This window comes from Streptomyces sp. NPDC001980, from assembly GCF_040296885.1.
In the GTDB taxonomy this organism is placed as follows: Bacteria; Actinomycetota; Actinomycetes; order Streptomycetales; family Streptomycetaceae; genus Streptomyces.
Genome location: NZ_JBEOYD010000035.1, coordinates 25,747 through 47,058, shown reverse-complemented (window position 1 = coordinate 47,058; position 21,312 = coordinate 25,747). Strand labels below are relative to the sequence as shown.

At 71.3% G+C, this 21,312-nt stretch carries 15 protein-coding genes; 10 read left to right on the top strand and 5 right to left on the bottom strand.

Annotation, left to right across the window (positions count from 1 at the left end):
* Nucleotides 1-160 precede the first annotated feature (160 nt).
* Together ABT137_RS38200 and ABT137_RS38195 are read left to right on the top strand one after the other, a co-directional pair.
* Nucleotides 161-1,270 (top strand): nitronate monooxygenase, encoded by a 1,110-nt coding sequence (locus tag ABT137_RS38200; protein WP_351716004.1) that lies wholly within the window; start codon nucleotides 161-163, stop codon nucleotides 1,268-1,270.
* Nucleotides 1,267-2,820 (top strand): acyl-CoA synthetase, encoded by a 1,554-nt coding sequence (locus ABT137_RS38195; RefSeq protein WP_351716002.1) that lies wholly within the window; start codon nucleotides 1,267-1,269, stop codon nucleotides 2,818-2,820. The genes ABT137_RS38200 and ABT137_RS38195 overlap by 4 nt, the downstream gene beginning before the upstream one ends.
* 18 nt (nucleotides 2,821-2,838) lie before the next feature.
* Here ABT137_RS38195 and ABT137_RS38190 read toward each other — a convergent pair whose 3' ends face one another.
* The 3 genes from ABT137_RS38190 to ABT137_RS38180 all read right to left on the bottom strand — a co-directional run bounded on the left by ABT137_RS38190 (nucleotide 2,839) and on the right by ABT137_RS38180 (nucleotide 8,407).
* Nucleotides 2,839-5,748 carry an ATP-binding protein gene (locus ABT137_RS38190; RefSeq protein ID WP_351716000.1) on the bottom strand — a complete coding sequence of 970 codons (2,910 nt, stop codon included), beginning with the start codon at nucleotides 5,746-5,748 and terminating at the stop codon, nucleotides 2,839-2,841.
* A 189-nt stretch (nucleotides 5,749-5,937) separates the two neighbouring features.
* A complete protein-coding gene (locus ABT137_RS38185) occupies nucleotides 5,938-6,945 on the bottom strand; it encodes a (-)-alpha-amorphene synthase (RefSeq protein WP_351715999.1) in 1,008 nt (335 codons plus the stop codon).
* Entirely contained in the window at nucleotides 6,929-8,407 is a 1,479-nt protein-coding gene (locus ABT137_RS38180) for a cytochrome P450 (RefSeq protein ID WP_351715997.1), read from the bottom strand. Before ABT137_RS38180 ends, ABT137_RS38185 begins: the two co-directional genes overlap by 17 nt.
* Before the next feature lie 345 nt (nucleotides 8,408-8,752).
* Here ABT137_RS38180 and ABT137_RS38175 point away from each other — a divergent pair, with 345 nt between their 5' ends.
* From ABT137_RS38175 to ABT137_RS38160, 4 genes are all read left to right on the top strand, one after another.
* Nucleotides 8,753-10,255: an acyl-CoA synthetase gene (locus tag ABT137_RS38175; protein WP_351715995.1), complete on the top strand. Its 1,503-nt coding sequence runs from the start codon at nucleotides 8,753-8,755 to the stop codon at nucleotides 10,253-10,255.
* Between the two features lie 91 nt (nucleotides 10,256-10,346).
* A complete protein-coding gene (locus tag ABT137_RS38170) occupies nucleotides 10,347-11,882 on the top strand; it encodes a purple acid phosphatase family protein (RefSeq protein ID WP_351715994.1) in 1,536 nt (511 codons plus the stop codon).
* Between the two features lie 27 nt (nucleotides 11,883-11,909).
* The gene (locus ABT137_RS38165) at nucleotides 11,910-12,632 is read left to right on the top strand and encodes a class I SAM-dependent methyltransferase (protein WP_351715993.1); all 723 of its coding nucleotides are present in this window, start codon (nucleotides 11,910-11,912) and stop codon (nucleotides 12,630-12,632) included.
* Between the two features lie 63 nt (nucleotides 12,633-12,695).
* Complete coding sequence (locus ABT137_RS38160) at nucleotides 12,696-13,532, top strand: alpha/beta fold hydrolase (RefSeq protein WP_351715991.1); 837 nt, start codon at nucleotides 12,696-12,698, stop codon at nucleotides 13,530-13,532.
* Here the strand turns inward: ABT137_RS38160 and ABT137_RS38155 are convergent.
* Nucleotides 13,469-15,247 (bottom strand): alkaline phosphatase family protein, encoded by a 1,779-nt coding sequence (locus ABT137_RS38155; RefSeq protein ID WP_502984644.1) that lies wholly within the window; start codon nucleotides 15,245-15,247, stop codon nucleotides 13,469-13,471. The two genes, ABT137_RS38160 and ABT137_RS38155, sit on opposite strands and share 64 nt — an antisense overlap.
* Nucleotides 15,248-15,358: 111 nt before the next feature.
* Entirely contained in the window at nucleotides 15,359-16,972 is a 1,614-nt protein-coding gene (locus tag ABT137_RS38150) for an acyl-CoA synthetase (protein ID WP_351715989.1), read from the bottom strand.
* Nucleotides 16,973-17,180: 208 nt separating this feature from the next.
* Between ABT137_RS38150 and ABT137_RS38145 the strand changes: the two genes are divergently transcribed.
* The 4 genes from ABT137_RS38145 (at nucleotide 17,181) to ABT137_RS38130 (ending at nucleotide 21,274) form a co-directional block, all read left to right on the top strand.
* A complete protein-coding gene (locus ABT137_RS38145; protein ID WP_351715987.1) occupies nucleotides 17,181-17,981 on the top strand; it encodes a crotonase/enoyl-CoA hydratase family protein in 801 nt (266 codons plus the stop codon).
* A 142-nt stretch (nucleotides 17,982-18,123) separates the two neighbouring features.
* A complete protein-coding gene (locus ABT137_RS38140) occupies nucleotides 18,124-19,065 on the top strand; it encodes a Zn-ribbon domain-containing OB-fold protein (protein ID WP_351715985.1) in 942 nt (313 codons plus the stop codon).
* Nucleotides 19,065-20,111: a thiolase family protein gene (locus ABT137_RS38135; protein ID WP_351715983.1), complete on the top strand. Its 1,047-nt coding sequence runs from the start codon at nucleotides 19,065-19,067 to the stop codon at nucleotides 20,109-20,111. Before ABT137_RS38140 ends, ABT137_RS38135 begins: the two co-directional genes overlap by 1 nt.
* A complete protein-coding gene (locus ABT137_RS38130; RefSeq protein ID WP_351715981.1) occupies nucleotides 20,108-21,274 on the top strand; it encodes a thiolase family protein in 1,167 nt (388 codons plus the stop codon). Before ABT137_RS38135 ends, ABT137_RS38130 begins: the two co-directional genes overlap by 4 nt.
* The last annotated feature ends 38 nt before the right edge of the window (nucleotides 21,275-21,312 follow it).

Sequence of the window (21,312 nt, the reverse complement as noted above, 5' to 3'; positions counted from 1 at the left end):
CGGCGCGTTCGGAACCCCGTCGACCGTGAGAATCCCGCTGGGCGCCGAAGGAATCCGACGGAGACTCCGACAGGGGATCTCACAGGGAATCTCACAGCGAATCTGACGGAGCATCAGAAAACCTCTTCCGTCGGCCGCACGACTGCGGCATCCTGCGCCCATGCAGACGGAGCTGAGCAAGACCCTGGGAGTCGAGCACGCCGTCTTCGGCTTCACGCCGTTTCCCGCCGTGGCCGCGGCCATCAGCCGGGCCGGCGGATTCGGAGTGCTCGGCGCGGTCCGCTACACCGCCCCCGACGACCTCAGGCGCGACCTCGACTGGATCGAGGAGCATGTCGACGGGAAGCCCTACGGGCTCGATGTCGTGATGCCGGCCAAGAAGGTGGAGGGCGTCACCGAGGCCGACGTCGAGGCGATGATCCCGGAGGGGCACCGGCAGTTCGTCAGGGACACCCTCGCCAAGTACGGCGTGCCCGAGCTGGCCGACGGCGAGGCGTCCGGCTGGCGCATCACCGGGTGGATGGAACAGGTCGCCCGCACCCAGCTCGACGTCGCCTTCGACTACCCGATCCGGCTGCTCGCCAACGCCCTCGGCTCCCCGCCCGCCGACGTCGTCGACCGCGCCCACGACCAGGACATCCTCGTCGCCGCGCTCGCCGGCAGCGCCCGGCACGCGATCAAGCACAAGGACGCGGGCATCGACATCGTCGTGGCCCAGGGCTACGAGGCCGGCGGCCACACCGGCGAGATCGCCACCATGGTGCTCACCCCGGAGGTCGTCGACGCCGTCGGGCCACTGCCCGTCCTGGCGGCGGGCGGGATCGGCAGCGGCCGGCAGGTGGCCGCCGCGCTCAGCCTCGGCGCTCAGGGAGTGTGGCTGGGCTCCATGTGGCTGACCGTCACAGAGGCGGACCTCTCCTCGACCGCCGTGACCCGCAAACTGCTCGCCGCCGGCTCCGGCGACACCGTCCGCTCCCGCGCCCTGACCGGCAAACCGGCCCGCCAGCTGCGCACCGAGTGGACCGACGCCTGGGACGACGCGAACGGCCCCGGCACCCTCCCCATGCCCCTCCAGGGCCTGCTCGTCGCCGAGGCACTGACCCGCATCCAGAAGTACGAGGTCGAGCCCCTGCTCGGCACCCCCGTCGGCCAGATCGTCGGCCGTATGACCAGCGAACGCAGCGTCCAGGCCGTCTTCGACGACCTCACTCGCGGCTTCGAACAGGCCGTCGACCGCATCAACCGCATCGCCGGAAGGAGCGGCAAGTGACCAGCACGCCCCCCGCCGGATTCTGGGCCCAGGCCACGAGCGATCCCGACCGCAAGGTGCTCGTCGCACCCGACGGCGAGGAATGGACCGCCGGCCGCCTGCACGCGGCCGTCAACCAGCTCGTCCACGGACTCCGGGCCGCGGGCCTGGAACGCGGCGACGCCTTCGCGGTCGTCCTGCCCAACGGGCCCGAGTTCTTCACCGCCTACCTCGCCGCCACCCAGGCCGGCCTCTACCTCGTCCCGGTCAACCACCACTTCGTCGGCCCGGAGATCGCCTGGATCGTCGCCGACTCCGGCGCCAAGGTGCTCCTCGCCCACGAACGGTTCGCCGGCCCGGCCCGCCACGCCGCCGACGAGGCCGGCCTCCCCGCCACCCACCGGTACGCGGTCGGCGAGGTCGAGGGCTTCCGCCCGTACGCCGAACTCCTCGACGGGCAGCCGGAGTCGGCGCCCGCGGACCGCGAACTCGGCTGGGTCATGAACTACACCTCGGGTACGACGGGCCGCCCCCGCGGAATCCGCCGCCCGCTGCCCGGCAAACTCCCCGAGGAGGCGTACCTCGGCGGCTTCCTCGGTATCTTCGGCATCCGCCCCTTCGGCGACAACGTCCACCTGGTCTGCTCGCCGCTCTACCACACGGCCGTCCTCCAGTTCGCGGGCGCGTCCCTCCACATCGGCCACCGCCTGGTCCTCATGGACAAGTGGATCCCCGAGGAGATGCTCCGCCTGATCGACGCACACAAGTGCACCCACACCCATATGGTCCCGACCCAGTTCCACCGCCTGCTCGCCCTCCCCGAGGAGGTGCGCGCACGCCATGACGTCTCCTCCATGCGGCACGCCATCCACGGCGCCGCCCCCTGCCCGGACCACGTCAAGCGGGCCATGCTCGACTGGTGGGGCCCCAGCGTGGAGGAGTACTACGCGGCAAGCGAGGGCGGCGGCGCCTTCGCCACCGCCGAGGACTGGCTGAAGAAACCCGGCACGGTCGGCAAGGCCTGGCCCATCAGCGAACTCGCGGTCTTCGACGACGACGGCAACCGGCTCCCGCCCGGCGAACTCGGCACCGTCTACATGAAGATGAACACCGGCGGCTTCGCCTACCACAAGGACGAGGCCAAGACACAGAAGAACCGCATCGGCGACTTCTTCACCGTCGGCGACCTCGGCTACCTCGACGAGGACGGCTACCTGTTCCTCCGCGACCGCAAGATCGACATGATCATCTCGGGCGGGGTCAACATCTACCCCGCCGAGATCGAGTCCGTGCTCCTCTCCCACCCCGCCGTCGCCGACGCCGCCGCCTTCGGCATCCCGCACGACGACTGGGGCGAGGAGGTCAAGGCCGTCGTCGAACCCGCCCCCGGACACGAACCCGGCCCGGACCTCGCCGCCGACCTCCTCGCCCACTGCGCCGGACAGCTCGCCGGCTACAAGTGCCCCAAGACCGTCGACTTCATCGCCGAGATGCCCCGCGACCCCAACGGCAAGCTGTACAAGCGGCGGCTGCGGGACCCGTACTGGGAGGGCCGCACCAGGCCGGTGTAACCGACCGGGACCCGCGCGTCAGGAGCGCGGCCGGTGCCGGGCCTCGAGGAACCCGGCGAGGCCGGCGGCATCGGTGCCGAGCTTGCGGTAGACGCTGGACAGCAGCTGCCGCACACCCTGCTCGGTGAGGTGCAGCTCCTTGGCGACCACGCCCACCGAGTGTCCCTGGACGGTCAGTTCGGCCGTCCGCAGTTCCGGCGCGGTGAGCGTGTCCACCTGTGCGTAGCGCAACGGCAACGGCCGCAGCCCGGCCGCCGACAGCTCCTCCCTGGCCCGGGCGGCGAGCGCCTCGGCCCCGCAGTGGACGGCTCCCTCCAGCCCCTGGTAGAGCCGGTCGGCAGCCTCCTGGAGCCGGCCGCTCAGGGACAGCGCGGCGCCGTGGCCGATCTGGGCGCGGGCCAGTTCGTAGGCGGCCGGCGACTGCTCCAGCTGTTCGACGGCCTGCGCGTACAGGTCCACCGCCGCCGGCCCGCAGCTCACCTCGGCGAGCGTGTGCAGGGCCTGCCCGACGGCCGACGCGGCACCGAACTCCCGGGCCCTGCGCACGGCCTCCTCGGCATGACCCACCGCTTCCTCGGGCGCGGTGGGGGCGAGCGCGGTCGCGAGCCGCAGCTGCCACGGACACCAGGCCGGGTTCCGCCAGCCCCGCGCGTCCAGCCACTCCCCGACCGAGGACAACAGCCGCGCCGCCTCGGCGTGCCGCCCCTCGGCGAGGAGCAGTTCGGCGTAGACGGTGCGGGGGTCGGGATAGATGACGGCGTTGACCGGGGCCGCGCCGAAATGGTGATCGTCGGCGAATGCGCGCGCCTCGGTGATGCGCCCGCGGGCCAGCAGGGTCTTGATGAGAATGCTCACGCCGAACCACTGGGCGGCCACGACCCCGTCCACCTTGTCGGCGATCCGCAGCCCCTCCCGTACCGCGTCCTCGGCTTCGGCCAGGCTGCCGCGGCGGTAGCGGACGTACCCGGCGATGGTCTGGCCGAACGCCAGGTGGGAACCGTGCCAGCCCTTGGCCACACATTCGGCGATCCCTCTGCTGAACAGCTCCTCGGCCCGCCGCGGCTGGTCGCCGTACATGAACACCAGGGCGACGGACAGGGGTACCTCGAACCCCCGGTTCTCGTCGGTCCAGCTCATACCGCCGTCCAGGGCCTTGTCGGCGTACGCGAGGGAGGTCTCTCTCGGTTCGCCGCGCATGGCCGCGTCCCAGGCCCGCAGTCCCAGAATGTAACGTTCCTCCAGGCTGCGGCCGGGCAGTTTCTCGGCCAGACGCGCCAGCGTCCGGGAGCGGGTGGGCGAGTCGTGGTCGTCCGGCCGCACCATGCTCCAGACGAACTGATCGGCCTGCATGCGGAGTTTGACGCGTGGATTCGTGGCCTGCCGCGCCTCCTCGGCGGCCACCTGCACGGCCTCGGCCAGCTGATCGGTGTGGGCCATGGCCGTGGTCAGCCGATAGACGATGGAGGCGCGCAGATCGGGATCGACGTGCGGCTGGGCCAGCGCCTGACGGAGATGCCGCACCGTGGCCGTGGGTTCGATCAGGAAGGTGGCGCACGCGAGTTCGTGAAGGACCGCGGCACGGTCCTCGGGCAGGGGCGGTTCCTGCAGCGCGCGGGTCAGCAGGCGGCGCGCCGCCTCGGTGGCTCCGGCGCGAAGGTATTCGCGAGCGGCCTCGCGCAGACACGCGACGGTCTCGGGACGGTCTTCGCAGGGCACCTCCAGCAGGTGCCGGGCGGCCTTGGTGGGTCCGTAACCCGCGGCGAGGACGGCCTGCGCCGCGGTGTTGTGCAGACCGGTCCGGAAGCCCGTGCGGATGGACCGGTAGATCGTCGTGGCGATCAGCGGGTGCACGAACTCCAGCTCGCCCTCGTGGCCGTGCCCGTCTGCCAGGATCCGCGCCGAGCGCAACTTCCCGATCGCCTCGGCGACGGCCTCGTCACCGAGCACGGCGATGGCCGCGGCGAGCTCCGGCGAGAACGGCGAACCCAGTACGGCCGCGGTCTGCGCGAAGCGCACGGTCGTGGTGCCGAGCCGTTCCAGGCGTTCGATCAGCCCTGGGCCCTTGATCGCGGCGGCCAGCTCACGCATCGCGGGCAGGTCGTCGTCGGTGCCGCTCAGTTTCCGCTCCGCGAGTCCGATGGCCAGTTCCACCGCCTCGAAGGGGCTTCCGCCGGTGGCCGACCAGCATTCCTTGCAGAACCGGTCCCCGGCTGCCTCCCCGATCTCGTTCCTGACGATCTGCGCGACGCCTTCCGGGGTGAGCAGGGCCAGGTTGTGGGGGCGGTTCCCGTGGTCTCCTACGAGTGTCCGGAACTCGCCGGCCTCGGGGGGCAGTTCGTCGGGCCGATAGGTGGCGACGAACAGCAGGGGAAGGTCGTCGACCCGTGGTGCGAAGGAGGTGAGCCAGCTCAGGGACTCCGGGTCCGTCCAGTGGAGGTCGTCCACGATCAGGACGATGGGAGCCTTCTTCACCGTGAGGCGCGTCATGACCCAGTCGAGACCCTCGCGGACTCCGATCGGGTCCGGCGCAGGGGCAGGTCCGGTCGCTTCGAGTCCGAGGACGGCGGCGACCGTGTCGTACCAGCTGCCCAGGAAGACGCGGAGTTCTGCCTCGTCCATCCGTGCCAACGAGGGCTGCATCAACTGGCGTACCACGCGGAACGCCGAGCCCTGTTCCGTCTCGCTGCCCCTGCCCGACAACACCGTGAACTTGTGTGCCGCGGCCCGGGCGCGTGCTTCCGCGACGAGTGCGGTCTTGCCCAGTCCGGCCGACCCGGAGAAGGCGAGCAGCCCTTTGCTTCGTGCTCGTGGCACGCCGCCCGTGGTGCGCCGCAATTCCCGGAACGCCACGTCGAGGGCCTGAAGTTCCCGTCGGCGCTCGATCAAGGTCTCTTGGTCCGTGATCGGTTGCCGCGGTTCCATCGCCATATTGCCGTACCGCTTTCTTTCGTTCGGCCCGGGGAGAGCCGAGCGTACGCCTTGTCGCGGTGTGGGCAGGCCGGACTGAGTACTATCGGGTGAATCATGAACTGCAGAAGGGATAATGACCGCCTTCCGGGTAAGTGACCCTGATCGCCACCTCCCTCGGGCGCGATCGCGGGAGCGTGTCAGGTGCCTCTACGTCACGGCGGGCACCGACGCCACGTCCGCATACCGGGGTACGGTTCGGGACCAGTGGTAACACCCGCGGATCCAGCCGACCATACCCTCCACGTATACGAGGCCCGCGGGGCTCAACTCCGGTTCGACCTCGGCGTGGAGCCTCTGGAACTCGCGGATCGTGCTGTTGACCTGCTGGATGGCCAGGATGACGGCGGCCTGCAGGGAGCAGTGGTGTTCGCGCTGGTGGGCCAGGGCCAGGTTGATCATTTCACCCGCGCGCTGTTCTTTCACGGCGGAGAACAGATCGGCTGTCCAGACCGCGGCGTCGGCCGAGAGCCGGCTGAGTCGTCCTATGGCTGGATGGTGGAGTTCCGCGGGGGACAACTCGTCCGACGCCGCGGCCTCGTAGAGCGGGTAGAACGGCTCGACGCCTGCGGTCAGCGATCGTATGGAGGTGCAGTCCCCGGTGCGCAGGACGACGGGGTGGGCCTGAGCCACCGCTTCGTACAGCAGACCGTGTACGTACTCCCTGCTCCTCCAGGCCCACCGTGCGGCCTGATCGGGTGTGCACCGTTCCCGGACCTGCCGGTACAGGTCGGTCAGCGCCGCTCCGAGCGGTGTGCTGGGCGCACAGTCGTCCCGCAGAATGGCGATGCTCTCGCACAGCATGGGCACGAGCCCGGCCGGGGAGCGCCGGCCGACGTCCTCCGCCCGGTCGTCGAAGACGAACTGATAGGCGATCTGGTGGGCGACGATGCGCAGGATCCCGGGGTCCACGGCGGGGCTGGTGAAGGATGCGAGCTGGGCGGGGCGAGTGCGGGCGATCATCGCCGCCACGCCCGGTTCGGCGGTCAGCCCCCACGTACGCAGCCAGGCGTCCACGCCGGCCGAGGCCTCCCGTTCATGGGGGTTGCGCCGGAACGGAAAGGGCATGTGCAGGTGGGTGTCGATGAGGTCCTTGAGACTGGCTGCCGCCTGTCCGTCCGGTACACCGACCGTGACTTCCTCATGCGTTGTCGACACTGTGGTCACCTGCCGATCGGGAGTCCGGTGCCTGTCGGGTGCAGACCGTGCGGCGCGGGAGCGGAGCGCGGGACGACGACGCCTCTGACGGCCCGTGCGAACGTGCTTCGCGGATCATGACCAGCGAGCGCGGCCCCAGGGTGATCGCGGGACGCGGTGTCCGCGCGGCGTACCCGGGCAGGTGACGCAGGCGCACGCGGCCGGCGATGGTCGCGAGCGCCACGGTGATCTCCACCATGGCGAACTCGTCGCCGAGGCACTTGCGGTTGCCCGCGGAGAACGGCATCATCGCGCGCCGCTGTGCGGCGGTGGGCCGGCCCGGCAGCCAGCGGTCGGGGTCGAAGCGTTCGGGGTCGGGGAACGACGACGGATCGTGGTGGAGGAGGTAGGGGCTGTAGAGCACGGTGGCTCCGGCGGGCAGCCGGCATCCGGCGAGTTCCGTCTCCCGGGTGGCGACGCGGGTGAAGAGCCAGCCGGGGGAGGAGTGCCGCAGCGTCTCGGAGACGACGCACCGGGTCTGGACGAGGTCCGGCAGATCGTCGGGGCCGGGCCGGCGGCCGCCGGGCAGGACGGTGTCGAGCTCGGCGTGCAGGCGCTGTTCGGCCTCGGGATGGCGGGCCAGCAGACTGAAGGCCGCGGCCAGGGACAGGGCCGAGGTCTCGGCGCCCGTGAGCAGCAGGGTGATCAGGTGGTCGTGGATCTCCTGGTCGGTGCGGGCGGGGGCCTCGCCGTCGCCGTGGGGGGCCGCCAGCAGGGTTCCCAGGACGTCGTCACGCGCGGTGCCCCGGCGGCGTTCGGCGATCACCGCGTCGATGACGGCGTGCAGCCGGGCGAGCGCCCGCCGGTAGCGGCGGTTGGCCGGGGTCGGGAGCCGGAACAGCGCGTCGATCGGCACGACCGTGCGGACGAAGAGGCCGCGGACGACGTCGGCGAGACAGTCCCGGACCTGGGCGGCGGTCGTGTCGTCCAGCGAGTCGGAGAGCAGGACCCGGCTGATCACGCGGGTCGTGAGGGTCATCATCGCCTCGGTGACGGGAACCGCCCGGCCCGCCTGCCACCCCTCGCACACCGACTCGGCCTCCTCGGCGAGGAGTTCCGTGTACGCGGCGGCGTGGGACGGACGGAAAGCCGGCTGCAGCAGCCTGCGCTTGTCCCGGTGCGCGGCCTGACGGCAGGTGACCAGTCCGTCCCCCATCAGCTTGCCCAGCCTGTCGTACAGAGGGCCCCCCTTGTCGAAGGTGTGCGGGTCCATGAGCACCTCGTGGGCCAGCTCCGGGTGGCACACCATCCAGGCACGCTGGGGGCCCAGCCGTATCTCGACCAGATCCCCGTGCGCGGGCAAAGAATTGAGAAACGCCAGCGGGCGACGGTATAAGGCGATACCGTGACCGAGGATTGGGAATATGCCGGGAGCAGTACCTGCCGTCCATGTTCGTTTCTGTTCGGGCACAACACCGTTCATGGAAACCTCCTGCCCAGTACGACACGTGAAATGAGCGAACCTGCTTCGAGGCTGACAGCCCGAGACAAGTCCTGCCCAGTTCAATCATGTGCGGGTTTCCGGAAACCTTTCTCCAAAGGGGCGCACAGGGGCACGTTGAAGCAAAAAGCGCATCGGATGAACGCCTCTTGATGCATGGCGCATCGACTGTGATTCCTTTTGTCACTCCAGTGCGGTCCCATCCCGTCCGGCCGTCCGACCGCGATCGGTGGCAAAGAGGAAGCGGCCGAGCGGACCCGCGGGATTTCGGCATCGGCCTTCGCGGTCGCTTGACCTGTCCCGGCTACGGGCCGAGGATCATGAGCCATGACGCAGGGACAGGGCAGCACGGTGGACGGGGTACTGCGGCGCAGCGCCCGCCGCACCCCCGCACGGGTGGCGGTGCGGTACGGCGAGCGACGGTGGACGTACGAGGAACTCGACGACGCCGTCTCGCGTGCGGCGAGCGTCCTGCTCGGCCAGGGCCTCGACCGTGGTGACCGGGTCGGCTCCTACGGACACAACTCCGACGCCTACCTGATCGCCTTCCTCGCCTGCGCCCGCGCCGGCCTGGTCCACGTCCCGGTCAACCAGAACCTGACCGGCGACGACCTCGCGTACATCGTCGGTCAGTCGGGAAGTTCGCTGGTCCTCGCCGACCCCGACCTCACCGGCCGGCTCCCCGACGGCGTACCGGCGCTGCCGCTGCGGGACGCCGACGGCTCGCTGCTGGCCCGGCTCGCGGACGCCGCACCGTACGACGGGCCCGAACCGCGTACCGAGGACCTGGTGCAGCTGCTGTACACCTCGGGGACCACGGCGCTGCCCAAGGGCGCGATGATGACCCACCGGGCGCTGGTGCACGAGTACCTGAGCGCGATCGCCGCCCTCGACCTGAGCGCCGGGGACCGGCCGGCACACGCGCTGCCGCTCTACCACTCCGCCCAGATGCACGTGTTCCTGCTGCCCTACCTGGCGGTGGGCGCGACCAACATCATCCTCGACGGACCCGACGGCGACACCCTCTTCGACCTCGTCGAGGCCGGGGACGTGGACAGCCTGTTCGCGCCGCCCACCGTGTGGATCGGACTCTCCAACCGGCCCGACTTCGCCACCCGCGACCTTGGCGGACTGCGCAAGGCCTACTACGGGGCGTCGATCATGCCGGTGCCCGTCCTGGAGCGACTGCGCGAACGGCTGCCGAAACTCGCCCTGTTCAACTGCTTCGGGCAGAGCGAGATCGGACCGCTCGCCACCGTGCTCGCCCCCGAGGAGCACAAGGGGCGGCTGGACTCCTGCGGCCGCACCGTCCTGTTCGTCGAGGCACGCGTGGTCGGCGAGGACGGCGCGGACGTCCCCGACGGCACCCCCGGCGAGATCGTCTACCGCTCACCGCAGCTGTGCGAGGGCTACTGGGACAAGCCCGAGGAGACCGAGGAGGCCTTCCGGGACGGCTGGTTCCACTCCGGCGACCTCGCGGTGCGCGACGCCGACGGCTACTACACGATCGTCGACCGCGTGAAGGACGTCATCAACTCCGGTGGCGTGCTGGTGGCTTCACGGCAGGTCGAGGACGCCCTCTACACCCACGAGGCGGTCGCCGAGGCCGCCGTGATCGGCCTGCCCGACGAGCGGTGGATCGAGGCGGTCACCGCGGTCGTCGTACCGCGCGGCGAGATCGACGAGGCGGGGCTGATCGCCCACGTGAAGGAGAAGCTGCCCGCCTTCAAGGCACCCAAGCGGATCCTGTTCGTGGACGCGCTGCCCCGCAACGCCAGCGGAAAGATCCTGAAGCGGGAACTGCGGGAACGGTTCGGCCCCGCCTCGTGAGAACCCGGGAGGCCGTACCCGTGAGGACCCAAGAAGTCTGGTTCCATACCTTGCGCGGCTTCCGGCACCACGTCCGCCGTTCACCGGTGGCGTGCACATAGCAGACATGCGCTGCTGCCTCCCCGTCCCCCTCGGCGCACTCGCGGGCATCCCCGGCCCCTGCGAGATGCTGCGCTCCGGCTTCCTGCTGGCACCTGCCCTGCTCCGGTCGGCCACCGCCCCCCGCCCCCGGCACCCCCGTTCCCTCGCCGCCGTCCACCTGGAACTGGTCACCCTCACCGAGGACCGCGCCGTCATCACCTGGCACACCGCCCTGCCCGGTACCGACGACGGCACCGGCCGGATGCTGCCCGCCGTCACCGAGGGCGAGGTCGTCTACGGCACCCACCCGGCCCGCCTCAACCGCACCGCCGGCGAGGACCGGCCCACCGCGCACCACCACGTCGAACTCACCGGCCTGGAGCCGGGACAGACGTACTACTACCAGGCCCGTTCCCGGGGCGTCCCCGCCACGCCCACCGCGCTGCACCTGGTGCGCGGCAACGCGGCCGGCACCTCCCGCCACGGCCTCGACACACCGGGCGGCCCCTACTCCTTCACCACTCCGCAGCCTCCGCCCGGCCGCCACCTGTTCTCCCTCGCCCTCTGCAACGACCTGCACATCGGCGAGACCGTCGCCGGTCTCGTGGCCGGCGTCCCCTTCCTGCGCGGAGTGGCTCAGGGGACGGGACAGACCCCCTACCCCGAACTCATGAGCCGCGCCGTGGTGGACGAGGCCCGCCGCCGCGGCGCCCAACTGCTGCTGGCCGCCGGTGACATCTCCGCCGGCGGCGGACCGCGCGACCTGGCGGAGGCCAGACGGATCCTCGACGGCTTCGGTACCCACCGGCGGGACTACTTCGTCGTCCGGGGCAACCACGACCGCGCCGCGGCCGAGGGCGATGCCTTCCACCGCGAGTTCGGCGTTCCGGACGGGCCCGGCTGGTTCGAGCACGACGTGGCCGGACTGCGGATCATCGGCCTCGACACCTACGACAAGCGCGGGAACGGCGGTGACGCGGGCGGCCTCGGCGCCGAGCAGCTCTCCTGGTTCCGGCGCCGCCTGCGGGCCCACCGGGAACAGCCCACCGTCGTCTTCGGCCACCATCCGCTGACCGTCCGGGAGGCCCTCTTCCCGGTGAGCCCGGCGCAGCGTCTCGGGCGCCGCCAGGCCCGCGCGATCCTCCGGGCCTACGCCACCGCCCCGGGTGTGTTCCTCCACCATGTGGGCCACACCCACCGCAACAAGCGCACCCATGTGCCCCTCGCCCCGCAGGTGACCCAGCAGGAGGTCGGGGCCGCCAAGGAGTACCCCGGCGGCTTCTTCCTGCTGCGGATCCACAGCGGCGGCTACGCGCTCAACTTCTTCCGGGCGCGCGCCGCCGAGGCCCTGGAGTGGAACGAGCGCAGCCGCCGGCAGGCCGGGGGACTCTGGCCGTACCACGCGCTCGGCCGTACGGTCGCCGACCGCAACAGTGTGGCCGCCCGCGACCTCTCCGGCATCGGCCGCCTCGTGCCCCCGTCCGCCCAGTCCCGTTCGCCCCAAGGGATGACGGCCGTCCCGAACCCCCGCCTGGATGTGGCCTAGCGAGGGGCATCTCCGTAGCGTGGGCACATGTCGACCCTGTGGGAACTCATGCGCGACTGCATCCCTGACGACCACGCTCGTCAGGTCACCTCCCGCTACTACCTCGACGAAGCCATGAGCTCGCCGCGGGCACCGGACCGGGTGGTCGACCTGGGCTGCGGGCGGGGCACGTCGGCCGAGCTCTTCCGCAAGCACGACTCCGGCGTCCGCTGGGTGGGAGTCGACATCCGCGATTCGCCGGAGGCCGCCCAGCGCAGGCCCGGGGACGACAGCGTGGTGTACTTCGACGGCGTCCACCTGCCGTTCCGCTCCGACGCGGTACCGCTCGTCTACTCGCACCAGGTCTTCGAGCACGTGGCCCGGCCCAGGGAACTGCTCGCGGAGGTGAGCAGAGTGCTCCGCCCGGGCGGGCTGTTCATCGGCAGCACCTCCCAGTTCGAGCCCTACCACTCCTTCAGCCTGTGGAACTACACGCCCTACGGATTCCGGGTGCTGGTCGAGGAGGCCGGGCTCGCCCTGGAGGAGATCCGGCCCTCGCTCGACGGCGTGACACTGATCATGCGCACCTACCACGGCAGCGCGCGGAGGCAGGAGTACGGCAGGTTCTGGCGGACGGAGTCGCCGCTCAACACGGAGATCGACGCCTGGGCCCGCAAGAGCAAGCGGCACACCGCCCTGGTGAACCTCCGCAAGCTCACGTTCTGTGGCCAGTTCGCGTTCCGGGTGAGCAAGCCGGCTCCGCCTGCCTGACGCCGGGGGCCGTCCGCAGAAATTCGTTGCGACACCGCGCCGCGGTCCCCGAGGATCGGCGCCATGCCCACCTTCACCGCAGCCGACGGGACCCGCCTCGCCTACCACGTCAGAGGGGAGGGCGAACCTCTCGTCGTGCTGCCGGGCGGCCCCATGCGGGCCTCCGGCTACCTGGGGGACCTCGGCGGGCTGACCGCCCACCGCCGGCTGATCCTCCTCGACCTGCGGGGGACCGGCGACTCCGCGGTGCCCGCCGACCCGGCGTCGTACCGCTGCGACCGACTGGTCGACGACGTGGAGATGTTGCGCGCCCACATGGGGCTCGACCACATGGACGTACTGGCGCACTCGGCCGGCGCGAGCCTTGCCGTCCTGTACGCGGCGGCGCATCCGCAGCGGGTGCGGCGGCTCGCGCTGATCACCGGCAACCCCGCGGCCCTGGGCCTGCGCGTCACTCCCGAGGACCGGCTGGCGGCGGCCCGACTGCGGGCGGGCGAGCCCTGGTTCGAGGAGGCGTTCCCCGCCCTGGAGGCGTGGCTGACCGGCACCGCGGAGTTCGACGAGGTGTTCATGCCCTTCTTCCACGGCCGCTGGGACGACGCCGCCCGGGCTCATGTCGCGGCCACCGAGAAGCAGAGCAACTTCGAGGCAGGCGACCGCTACTTCGCCGAGGGCGCCTTCACCCCGGACGCCACCCGAGCCGCCCTGCGCACCCTCGCCGGCCCCGTCCTGGTGTACGCCGGGGAACTCGACGGCAGCCCCGGCCCCGCCCTGGCCCGGCGCGCCGCCGAGGCCTTCCCGGTCGCCGAGGTCGTCGTGCAGCCCGGCGCCGGTCACTACCCCTGGCTCGACGACCCCGAGTGGTTCGTCCGCCGTACCGTCGCCTTCCTGGACGCCTGAGCAGCACTCGGATCCTGCGGCCCGAACGCCTTCAGGAAGCGGTTGCGGAACTGGTTCATCGCCCAGATCGGCGCGTCGGCGGCGGGCTTCGGGCCCGGCGTCCAGCCCCAGCCGGCGACCCGGTCCAGGACCGCCGGGTCGTGGGCGACGATCGTGATCGGCACGTCCCGGCGCGGGCTGCCGGCGACGACCTCCGGGCGGGGCTGGTGGTCGCCGAGGAAGACCAGGACCGTGTCCCGGTGGGCGTAGCGCCGCATGAATCCGAACAGGCTGCGCAGCGAGTACTCGATCGAGACCCGGTACTCGGTCCGTACGCGCTCCGTGTCCTTCCAGACCTCCGCCGGATCCTTGCCCGCCTTCTGGATCGGCCCGAAGACCGAGCCGTCGCCGAGGTCTCTCCAGTCGATCAGGCGGGGGAGGGGCGCCCAGGGCTGGTGGCTGGAGGCGAGGATGATCTCCGCCATCACCGGGCGGCGGTTCCGCTTCCCGTACTCCAGGCGCTCGAAGGCCTCCAGCGTGAACTGGTCGGGGACGGGCGTCCAGCTGAAGTACGGGCCGTGGTAGCCGAGGTGCGTGGAGTCGTAGGAGCGGTCGAGGCCGAAGAACCGGGCCTCCGGCCATGTCTTGCGGACGCCCGGGACGACACCGACCGTGCGCCACGCGCCCGTCTTGCGGAAGTACTTGTTGAGGGTCATCCGGTCGCCCGAGACGAGATGGCGGTAACGCTGCTGGTTGTTGATCCACAGCCCGGACAGCAGCGTGGCGTGGCACATCCAGCTGCCCGCCCCGAGCACCGGGGACCGCAGCCAGCCGCTGCGCGCCGCGAAACCGGCCGCCCCGAGGGAGGCGGCGCCCTCCTGGAGGACCGCGCCGACCTGCCGCGCCATCGCCGGGTCCTCGATCGCCGTACGGCCGTAGCTCTCGACGAACGTGAACAGCACGTCCTTGCCGCGCAGGCCCGTCAACAGGCGGTCCGGCGGAGTGTTCTCGAAGGCGTCGACGGAGGCCTCCGCCGCGAAGACCCGCGCGTCCGCAAGACCGGCACGGACCGCCCGCACCCGGTCGTCCACCAGCTGGGTGTCGAGCGTCGAGGCGACGGGAGCGCCACCGGCCTGGAAACCGAAGGTGGCACAGGTGACCCAGGCGACGGCCAGGACAAGGGTCGTACGACCTGCGCGCGGCCGCCGACGCGCCATCCGCTCGGTGACCCGCACCAGGGCGAGGACGGTCAGGGCCGGCACGCTCGCCGCGAGGAGCAGGGCCCCGGCGATCGCGAGGATCTCACTGGTCCGGCCGAACGACTCCCGCACGTAGTCCGCCGCGTCGTCCAGCAGGATCCAGTCGAGCACCAGGTCGAACGGCCGTTGCAGGACCGAGTAGAAGCCCATGTCCAGGCACTTCACCAGCGTCAGCGTCCCCAGCACCGCGCCCGCGAGCACCGCCGTGACGCGCCGCGCCCGCCCGGGCAGAATCAGCAGCACGGCCGCGAGGACGATCCCCTCGACCGGGAGGCGCAGGAACGCCGTGGGCGTGAGCAGGTCCAGCCGGTTCGGCAGCAGCAGCGCGGCCAGGAGCAGGAGGGCGGAGCCGGCGGTCGTCCCGACCGTGATGCCGCGGGCGGTGCGTGGATGCCTCCGCCGCCGGCCCTCGTCCGCGCTCGGACCCGCCGGTGCGGGCACGGTCTCCGGCGGCCGGGCGGGCGTGGGGTGCGACACCGGGGGTCCTTCCGTGCGGCCGTCGTGACACTGTGTGCATGATCGACGTCGGATCGTGCGCACAGAGTACGGCCCGTGGACCGTCCCGCGCGGGTGGCACACCCGCACGTGCTACCGGTCGGCGGCCACCGCCACCTCCCGCGCCCACCGGTAGTCCGCCTTGCCGCTCGGCGACCGCTGGATGGCCTCGGCGATCACCAGCTGACGGGGGACCTTGTACCCGGCCAGCCGGCTGCGGCAGTGGGTCTGGATGTCCGTGAGCGAGGGCGGCTCGGCACCCGCGCGCAGTTGCACGACCGCCGCCACGTGGTTGCCCCAGGTGGCGTCAGGGACCCCGGCGACGAGCGCGTCGTACACGTCCGGGTGCGATTTCAGCGCCTGTTCGACCTCCTCCGGGTACACCTTCTCGCCCCCGGTGTTGATGCACTGCGAGCCCCTGCCGAGCACGGTCACCACGCCCTCCTCGTCGACCGTCGCCATGTCGCCGAGGAGCACCCACCTCCGGCCGTCCTTCTCGAAGAACGTCTCGGCGGTCTTCACCGGGTCGTTGTAGTAGCCGAGCGGCACGTGCCCGCTCTGCGCGACCCGGCCGATCTCGCCCACCGCCACCGGCTCGTGGGTCGCCGGATCGACCACCTGGGTACGGGAGTTGACGCGGACGCGGAAGCCGCTGCCGGCCCCCGAGTCATTGGTCGCGGTGCCGTTGAAACCGGACTCGGAGGACCCGAAGTTGTTCAGCAGCACGGCGTTCGGGACGAGTTCGCTGAACTGCCGGCGCACGGTCTCGGAGAGGATCGCACCGGAGGAGGAGACGCTGAACAGGGCGGAGCAGTCGGTGCCCTTCAGCGGCCCGTTGAGCGCGTCGACCAGCGGGCGCAGCATCGCGTCGCCGACCAGCGACATGCTGGTGACCTTCTCCTTCTCGACGGTCCGCAGCACCTCCTCGGGCACGAACTTGCGGTGGATCACCACCCGTTGCCCGAAGTTGAAGCCGATGAAGGTGGTGAGGGTGGACGTGCCGTGCATCAGCGGAGGCGTGGGGAAGAAGGTGATCCCGCTGCCGCCCGCCGCGACCCGCTCGGCCAGCTCCTCCGGTCGCTCCACCGGCTCACCGGTCGGCGCGCCACCACCCAACCCCGCGAAGAACAGGTCCTCCTGACGCCACATCACACCCTTCGGCATCCCGGTCGTGCCGCCGGTGTAGATGATGAACTGGTCGTCCGCCGAGCGCGCGGGGAACCCCCGCCCCGGCGACCCGGCGGCCTCGGCCTCCGTGAAGGCGAGCGCCTTGAGCCCCGCGTCCACCGGCTCCCCCACCCGCACCAGATGCCGCAGCCCCGGCGCCCGGGGCAGGGCCGCCGCCACCCGGTCGTCGAACTCCGCGTCGAAGACCAGCGCGACCAGATCGGCGTCCCGGTAGAGGTACACCAACTCCTCTTCCACGTACCGGTAGTTGACGTTGACCGGCACGATCCGCGCCTTCAGGCAGCCGAGCACCGTCTGCAGATACTCGACCCCGTTGTAGAGGTGCAGGCCGAGATGTTCGCCCGGGCGGATGCCGCTGTCGATCAGATGGTGGCCGACGCGGTTGGCGGCGGCGTCCAGCTCCGCGTAGGTCAGCCGGCGTTCCGCACCCGTGCCGGGGTGGTCGATGTACACGAGTGCCTCGCGGTCGGCAGCCACATCGACGACCGACTCGAACAGATCGGCAAGGTTGTACTCCACCGCTCCTCCTGACCCCGGCAACCGTGACGAAGAAAGGCGCACCTGTCCGTTCGCCGGTCATCAGAGCAAAGGGCGCGGCAAGTGTGAAGGGTTCACGCGAAGAAATCTGACTGCCTGTCAGAAAACCCTTGAAGTGCCTCCCCGGCTACTGCAACCTGTTCTCGTTCTGATGGAGGGGGGACGATCCCTTCCGGAGGGGAGACGGTCCATGGGTGGGACGGAACACCTCACCGTGCGGCGCGAGGGCGCCACACTCGTGCTCACGCTGAACAGGCCCGAAGCGAAGAACGCGCTCTCGATCGCCATGCTCGTCGGCCTGTACGACGGCTGGATCGAGGCCGACGAGGACGACGCCGTCCGCTCGATCGTGCTCACCGGGGCCGGGGGTGCCTTCTGTGCCGGGATGGACCTCAAGGCGCTGGCCGGACAGGGCATGGCGGGGGAGCATCTGCGCGACCGGCTGCAGGCCGACCCCGACCTGCACTGGAAGGCGATGCTCCGCCATCATCGCCCGCGCAAACCGGTGATCGCCGCCGTCGAGGGGTACTGCGTCGCGGGCGGCACCGAGATCCTGCAGGGGACCGACATCCGGGTGGCTGGCGAGTCCGCGACGTTCGGGCTCTTCGAGGTGCGGCGGGGGCTCTTTCCGATCGGTGGCTCCACGGTACGGCTCCAACGGCAGATTCCGCGCACGCACGCTCTGGAGATGCTGCTCACCGGGCGGCCGTACACCGCCCGCGAGGCCGCGGACATCGGGCTCGTCGGTCACGTCGTCCCGGACGGCACCGCGCTCGACAAGGCGCTGGAGATCGCCGAACAGATCAACGCGTGCGGGCCGCTGGCGGTCGAGGCGGTCAAGGCGTCGGTGTACGAGACCGCGGAGATGACGGAGGCGGACGGGCTGGCGGCGGAGCTGAAGCGTGGGTGGCCGATCTTCGACACGGCCGATGCGAAGGAAGGTGCGCGTGCGTTCGCGGAGAAGCGGGCGCCTGTTTACAAGCGGGCGTAGCGCTGCGCCGGCCTGGGCCGGTCCGGAAGCCGCGGGCCGGTGGGGGTTTGTCGCGTAGTGCCTCCCCCAGCCTTCGGCCGGGGGTACCCCCAGCGTCCCTTGCGGGGCGCTACACACCTACTTTGTCCAGGAGGCAGCCCCGATGCCCGAAGTCCTCAAAGCCCCCCTCGTCGTCGAGTTCCCCTTCACCCGGTCCCTCGGCCCCGTCCAGAGCGCCTTCCTCACCGGACTGCGGGAACGCGTCGTCCTCGGCGTGAAGACCGCCGACGGCCGCACCCTCGTCCCGCCCGTCGAGTACGACCCCGGCACCGCCGAGGAGATCCGTGACCTCGTCGAGGTCGCCCCCACCGGGACCGTCACCACCTGGGCGTGGAACCACGAGCCCCGCCGCGGGCAGCCCCTCGGCACCCCCTTCGCCTGGGTCCTGGTCCGGCTCGACGGTGCCGACACCGCCCTGCTGCACGCCCTCGACGCACCGGGGCCCGACGCCGTGCACACCGGCATGCGGGTCCGGGTCCGCTGGGCCGAGGAGCGGTCGGGGGCCGTCACCGACATCGCCTGCTTCGAGCCGTACGACGGTGAACCTGCCGAAGTGACCGGGCACGGCGGCGAGTTCGAGGACGCCATCCACGGCATCGTCGCCCACGCCCGCCTCGACTACACCTACTCGCCCGGCCGTGCCCAGTCCGCCTACATCGAGGCGCTGTCGTCCCGGCGGACCTTCGGGGAGCGTTGTCCCTCCTGCCGGAAGGTGTACGTCCCGCCCAGGGGTGCGTGCCCCACATGTGGGGTGGCCACATCGGAACAGGTCGAGGTGGGGCCCGGCGGCACCGTCACCACCTTCTGCATCGTCAACATCAAGGCGAAGAACCTCGACATCGAGGTGCCGTACGTCTACGCCCACATCGCCCTCGACGGCGCCGGCCTCGCCCTGCACGGCCGGATCGGCGGGATCCCCTACGACCAGGTGCGGATGGGGCTCAGGGTCGAACCGGTGTGGACCGACGGGGCCCGCTTCGCCGACCACTACCGGCCCACCGGCGAACCCGACGCGGACTATGAGACGTACAAGGAGCTGCTGTGATGCGTGACATAGCACTGGTCGCCTTCGCACAGACCGACCACCGCCGCACCACCGAGGACCTCTCCGAGGTCGAGATGCTCATGCCGGTGCTGCACGACGTGCTCGGGCAGACCGGCCTGAAGACCGCCGACATCGGGTTCACCTGCTCCGGCTCCAGCGACTACCTGGCCGGCCGCGCCTTCTCCTTCACCCTCGCCCTCGACGGCGTCGGCGCCTGGCCGCCCATCTCCGAGTCGCACGTCGAGATGGACGGCGCCTGGGCCCTGTACGAGGCCTGGACCAAGCTGCTCACCGGGGACGCGGACACCGCGCTCGTCTACTCGTACGGCAAGTCCTCACCCGGCTCCGTACGCGACGTGCTGACCCGCCAGCTCGACCCCTACTACCTGGCCCCCCTCTGGCCCGACTCCGTCGCCCTCGCCGCCCTCCAGGCCCAGGCCCTCATCGACGCGGGGGAGACCGACGAGCCCGCGCTGGCCGCCGTCGGAGCCCGCAGCAGGGCGGACGCGGCAGCCAACTCCCACGCACAGCTCAGGGGATCGGTACCGCAGGGGGACTACGTCGTACAGCCGCTGCGCACCGGCGACTGCCCACCCATCGGCGACGGCGCCGCCGCCGTGATCCTCGCGGCGGGGGAGCGGGCCCGGGAGCTGTGTGCCCGGCCCGCCTGGATCCGGGGCATCGACCACCGCATCGAGGCGCACGGCCTGGGCGTCCGCGACCTGACCGACTCGCCGTCCGCCCGGCTCGCCGCCGAGAAGGCCGGTGCCTTCGAACGGCCTGTGGACACCGCCGAGCTGCACGCGCCGTTCAGCTCGCAGGAGGTCGTACTGCGCAGGGCGCTGCGGCTCGGCGACGACGTACGCGTGAACCCGTCCGGCGGGGCCCTCGCCGCCAACCCGATCATGGCCGCCGGGCTGATCCGCATCGGCGAGGCCGCCGCCCGCATCCACCGCGGCGAGTCCGACCGCGCCCTCGCCCACGCCACCTCCGGGCCCTGCCTGCAGCAGAACCTGGTCGCCGTACTCGAAGGGGATCCGCGATGAGCAAGGAGCCCGTGGCCGTCGTAGGGATCGGCCAGACCAAGCACGTGGCGGCCCGGCGGGACGTGTCCATCGCGGGGCTCGTCCGCGAGGCCGCGCGACGTGCGCTCGACGACGCCGAGTTGGGCTGGGCCGACATCGACGCCGTCGTCATCGGCAAGGCGCCCGACTTCTTCGAGGGCGTGATGATGCCGGAGCTCTACCTGGCGGACGCGCTGGGGGCGGTCGGCAAACCCATGCTGCGGGTCCACACGGCGGGCTCGGTGGGCGGGTCGACCGCGCTCGTCGCGGCCAACCTGGTCGCCGCCCGGGTCCACCCCACCGTGCTGACCCTCGCCTTCGAAAAGCAGTCCGAGTCCAACGCCATGTGGGGGCTGTCCCTGCCGATCCCTTTCCAGCAGCCACTGCTGGCCGGCGCGGGCGGCTTCTTCGCACCCCATGTGCGCGCCTACATGCGGCGCAGCGGCGCCCCGGACACCGTCGGCTCGCTGGTCGCCTACAAGGACCGGCGCAACGCGCTCAAGAACCCCTACGCCCACCTCCACGAGCACGACATCACCCTGGAGAAGGTCCAGGCGTCCCCCATGTTGTGGGACCCCATCCGCTACTCGGAGACCTGCCCCTCCTCCGACGGCGCCTGCGCCATGGTCCTCACCGACCGCGCCGGAGCCGCCCGTTCCGGGAAGCCGCCGGCCTGGATGCTCGGCGGGGCCATGCGCAGCGAGCCCACCCTGTTCGCCGGCAAGGACGCGGTGTCGCCGCAGGCCGGGAAGGACTGCGCCGCCGACGTCTACCGGCAGGCGGGGATCGCCGACCCGCGCCGGGACATCGACGCCGTCGAGATGTACGTGCCCTTCTCCTGGTACGAGCCCATGTGGCTGGAGAACCTCGGCTTCGCCGAGGAGGGCGAGGGCTGGAAACTCACCGAATCGGGGGTCACCGAACTCGACGGTGACCTCCCCGTCAACATGTCGGGCGGTGTCCTGTCCACCAATCCGATCGGCGCCTCCGGGATGATCCGGTTCGCCGAAGCCGCCCTCCAGGTGCGCGGCCAGGCCGGAGAACACCAGGTGGACGGCGCCCGGAAGGTGCTCGGGCACGCCTACGGCGGCGGCTCCCAGTTCTTCTCCATGTGGCTCGTCGGCGCCGCGGCCCCCGACAACTGAAAGGACCCGTTCACGTGGCCTGTCGAGTGCCGGAACCG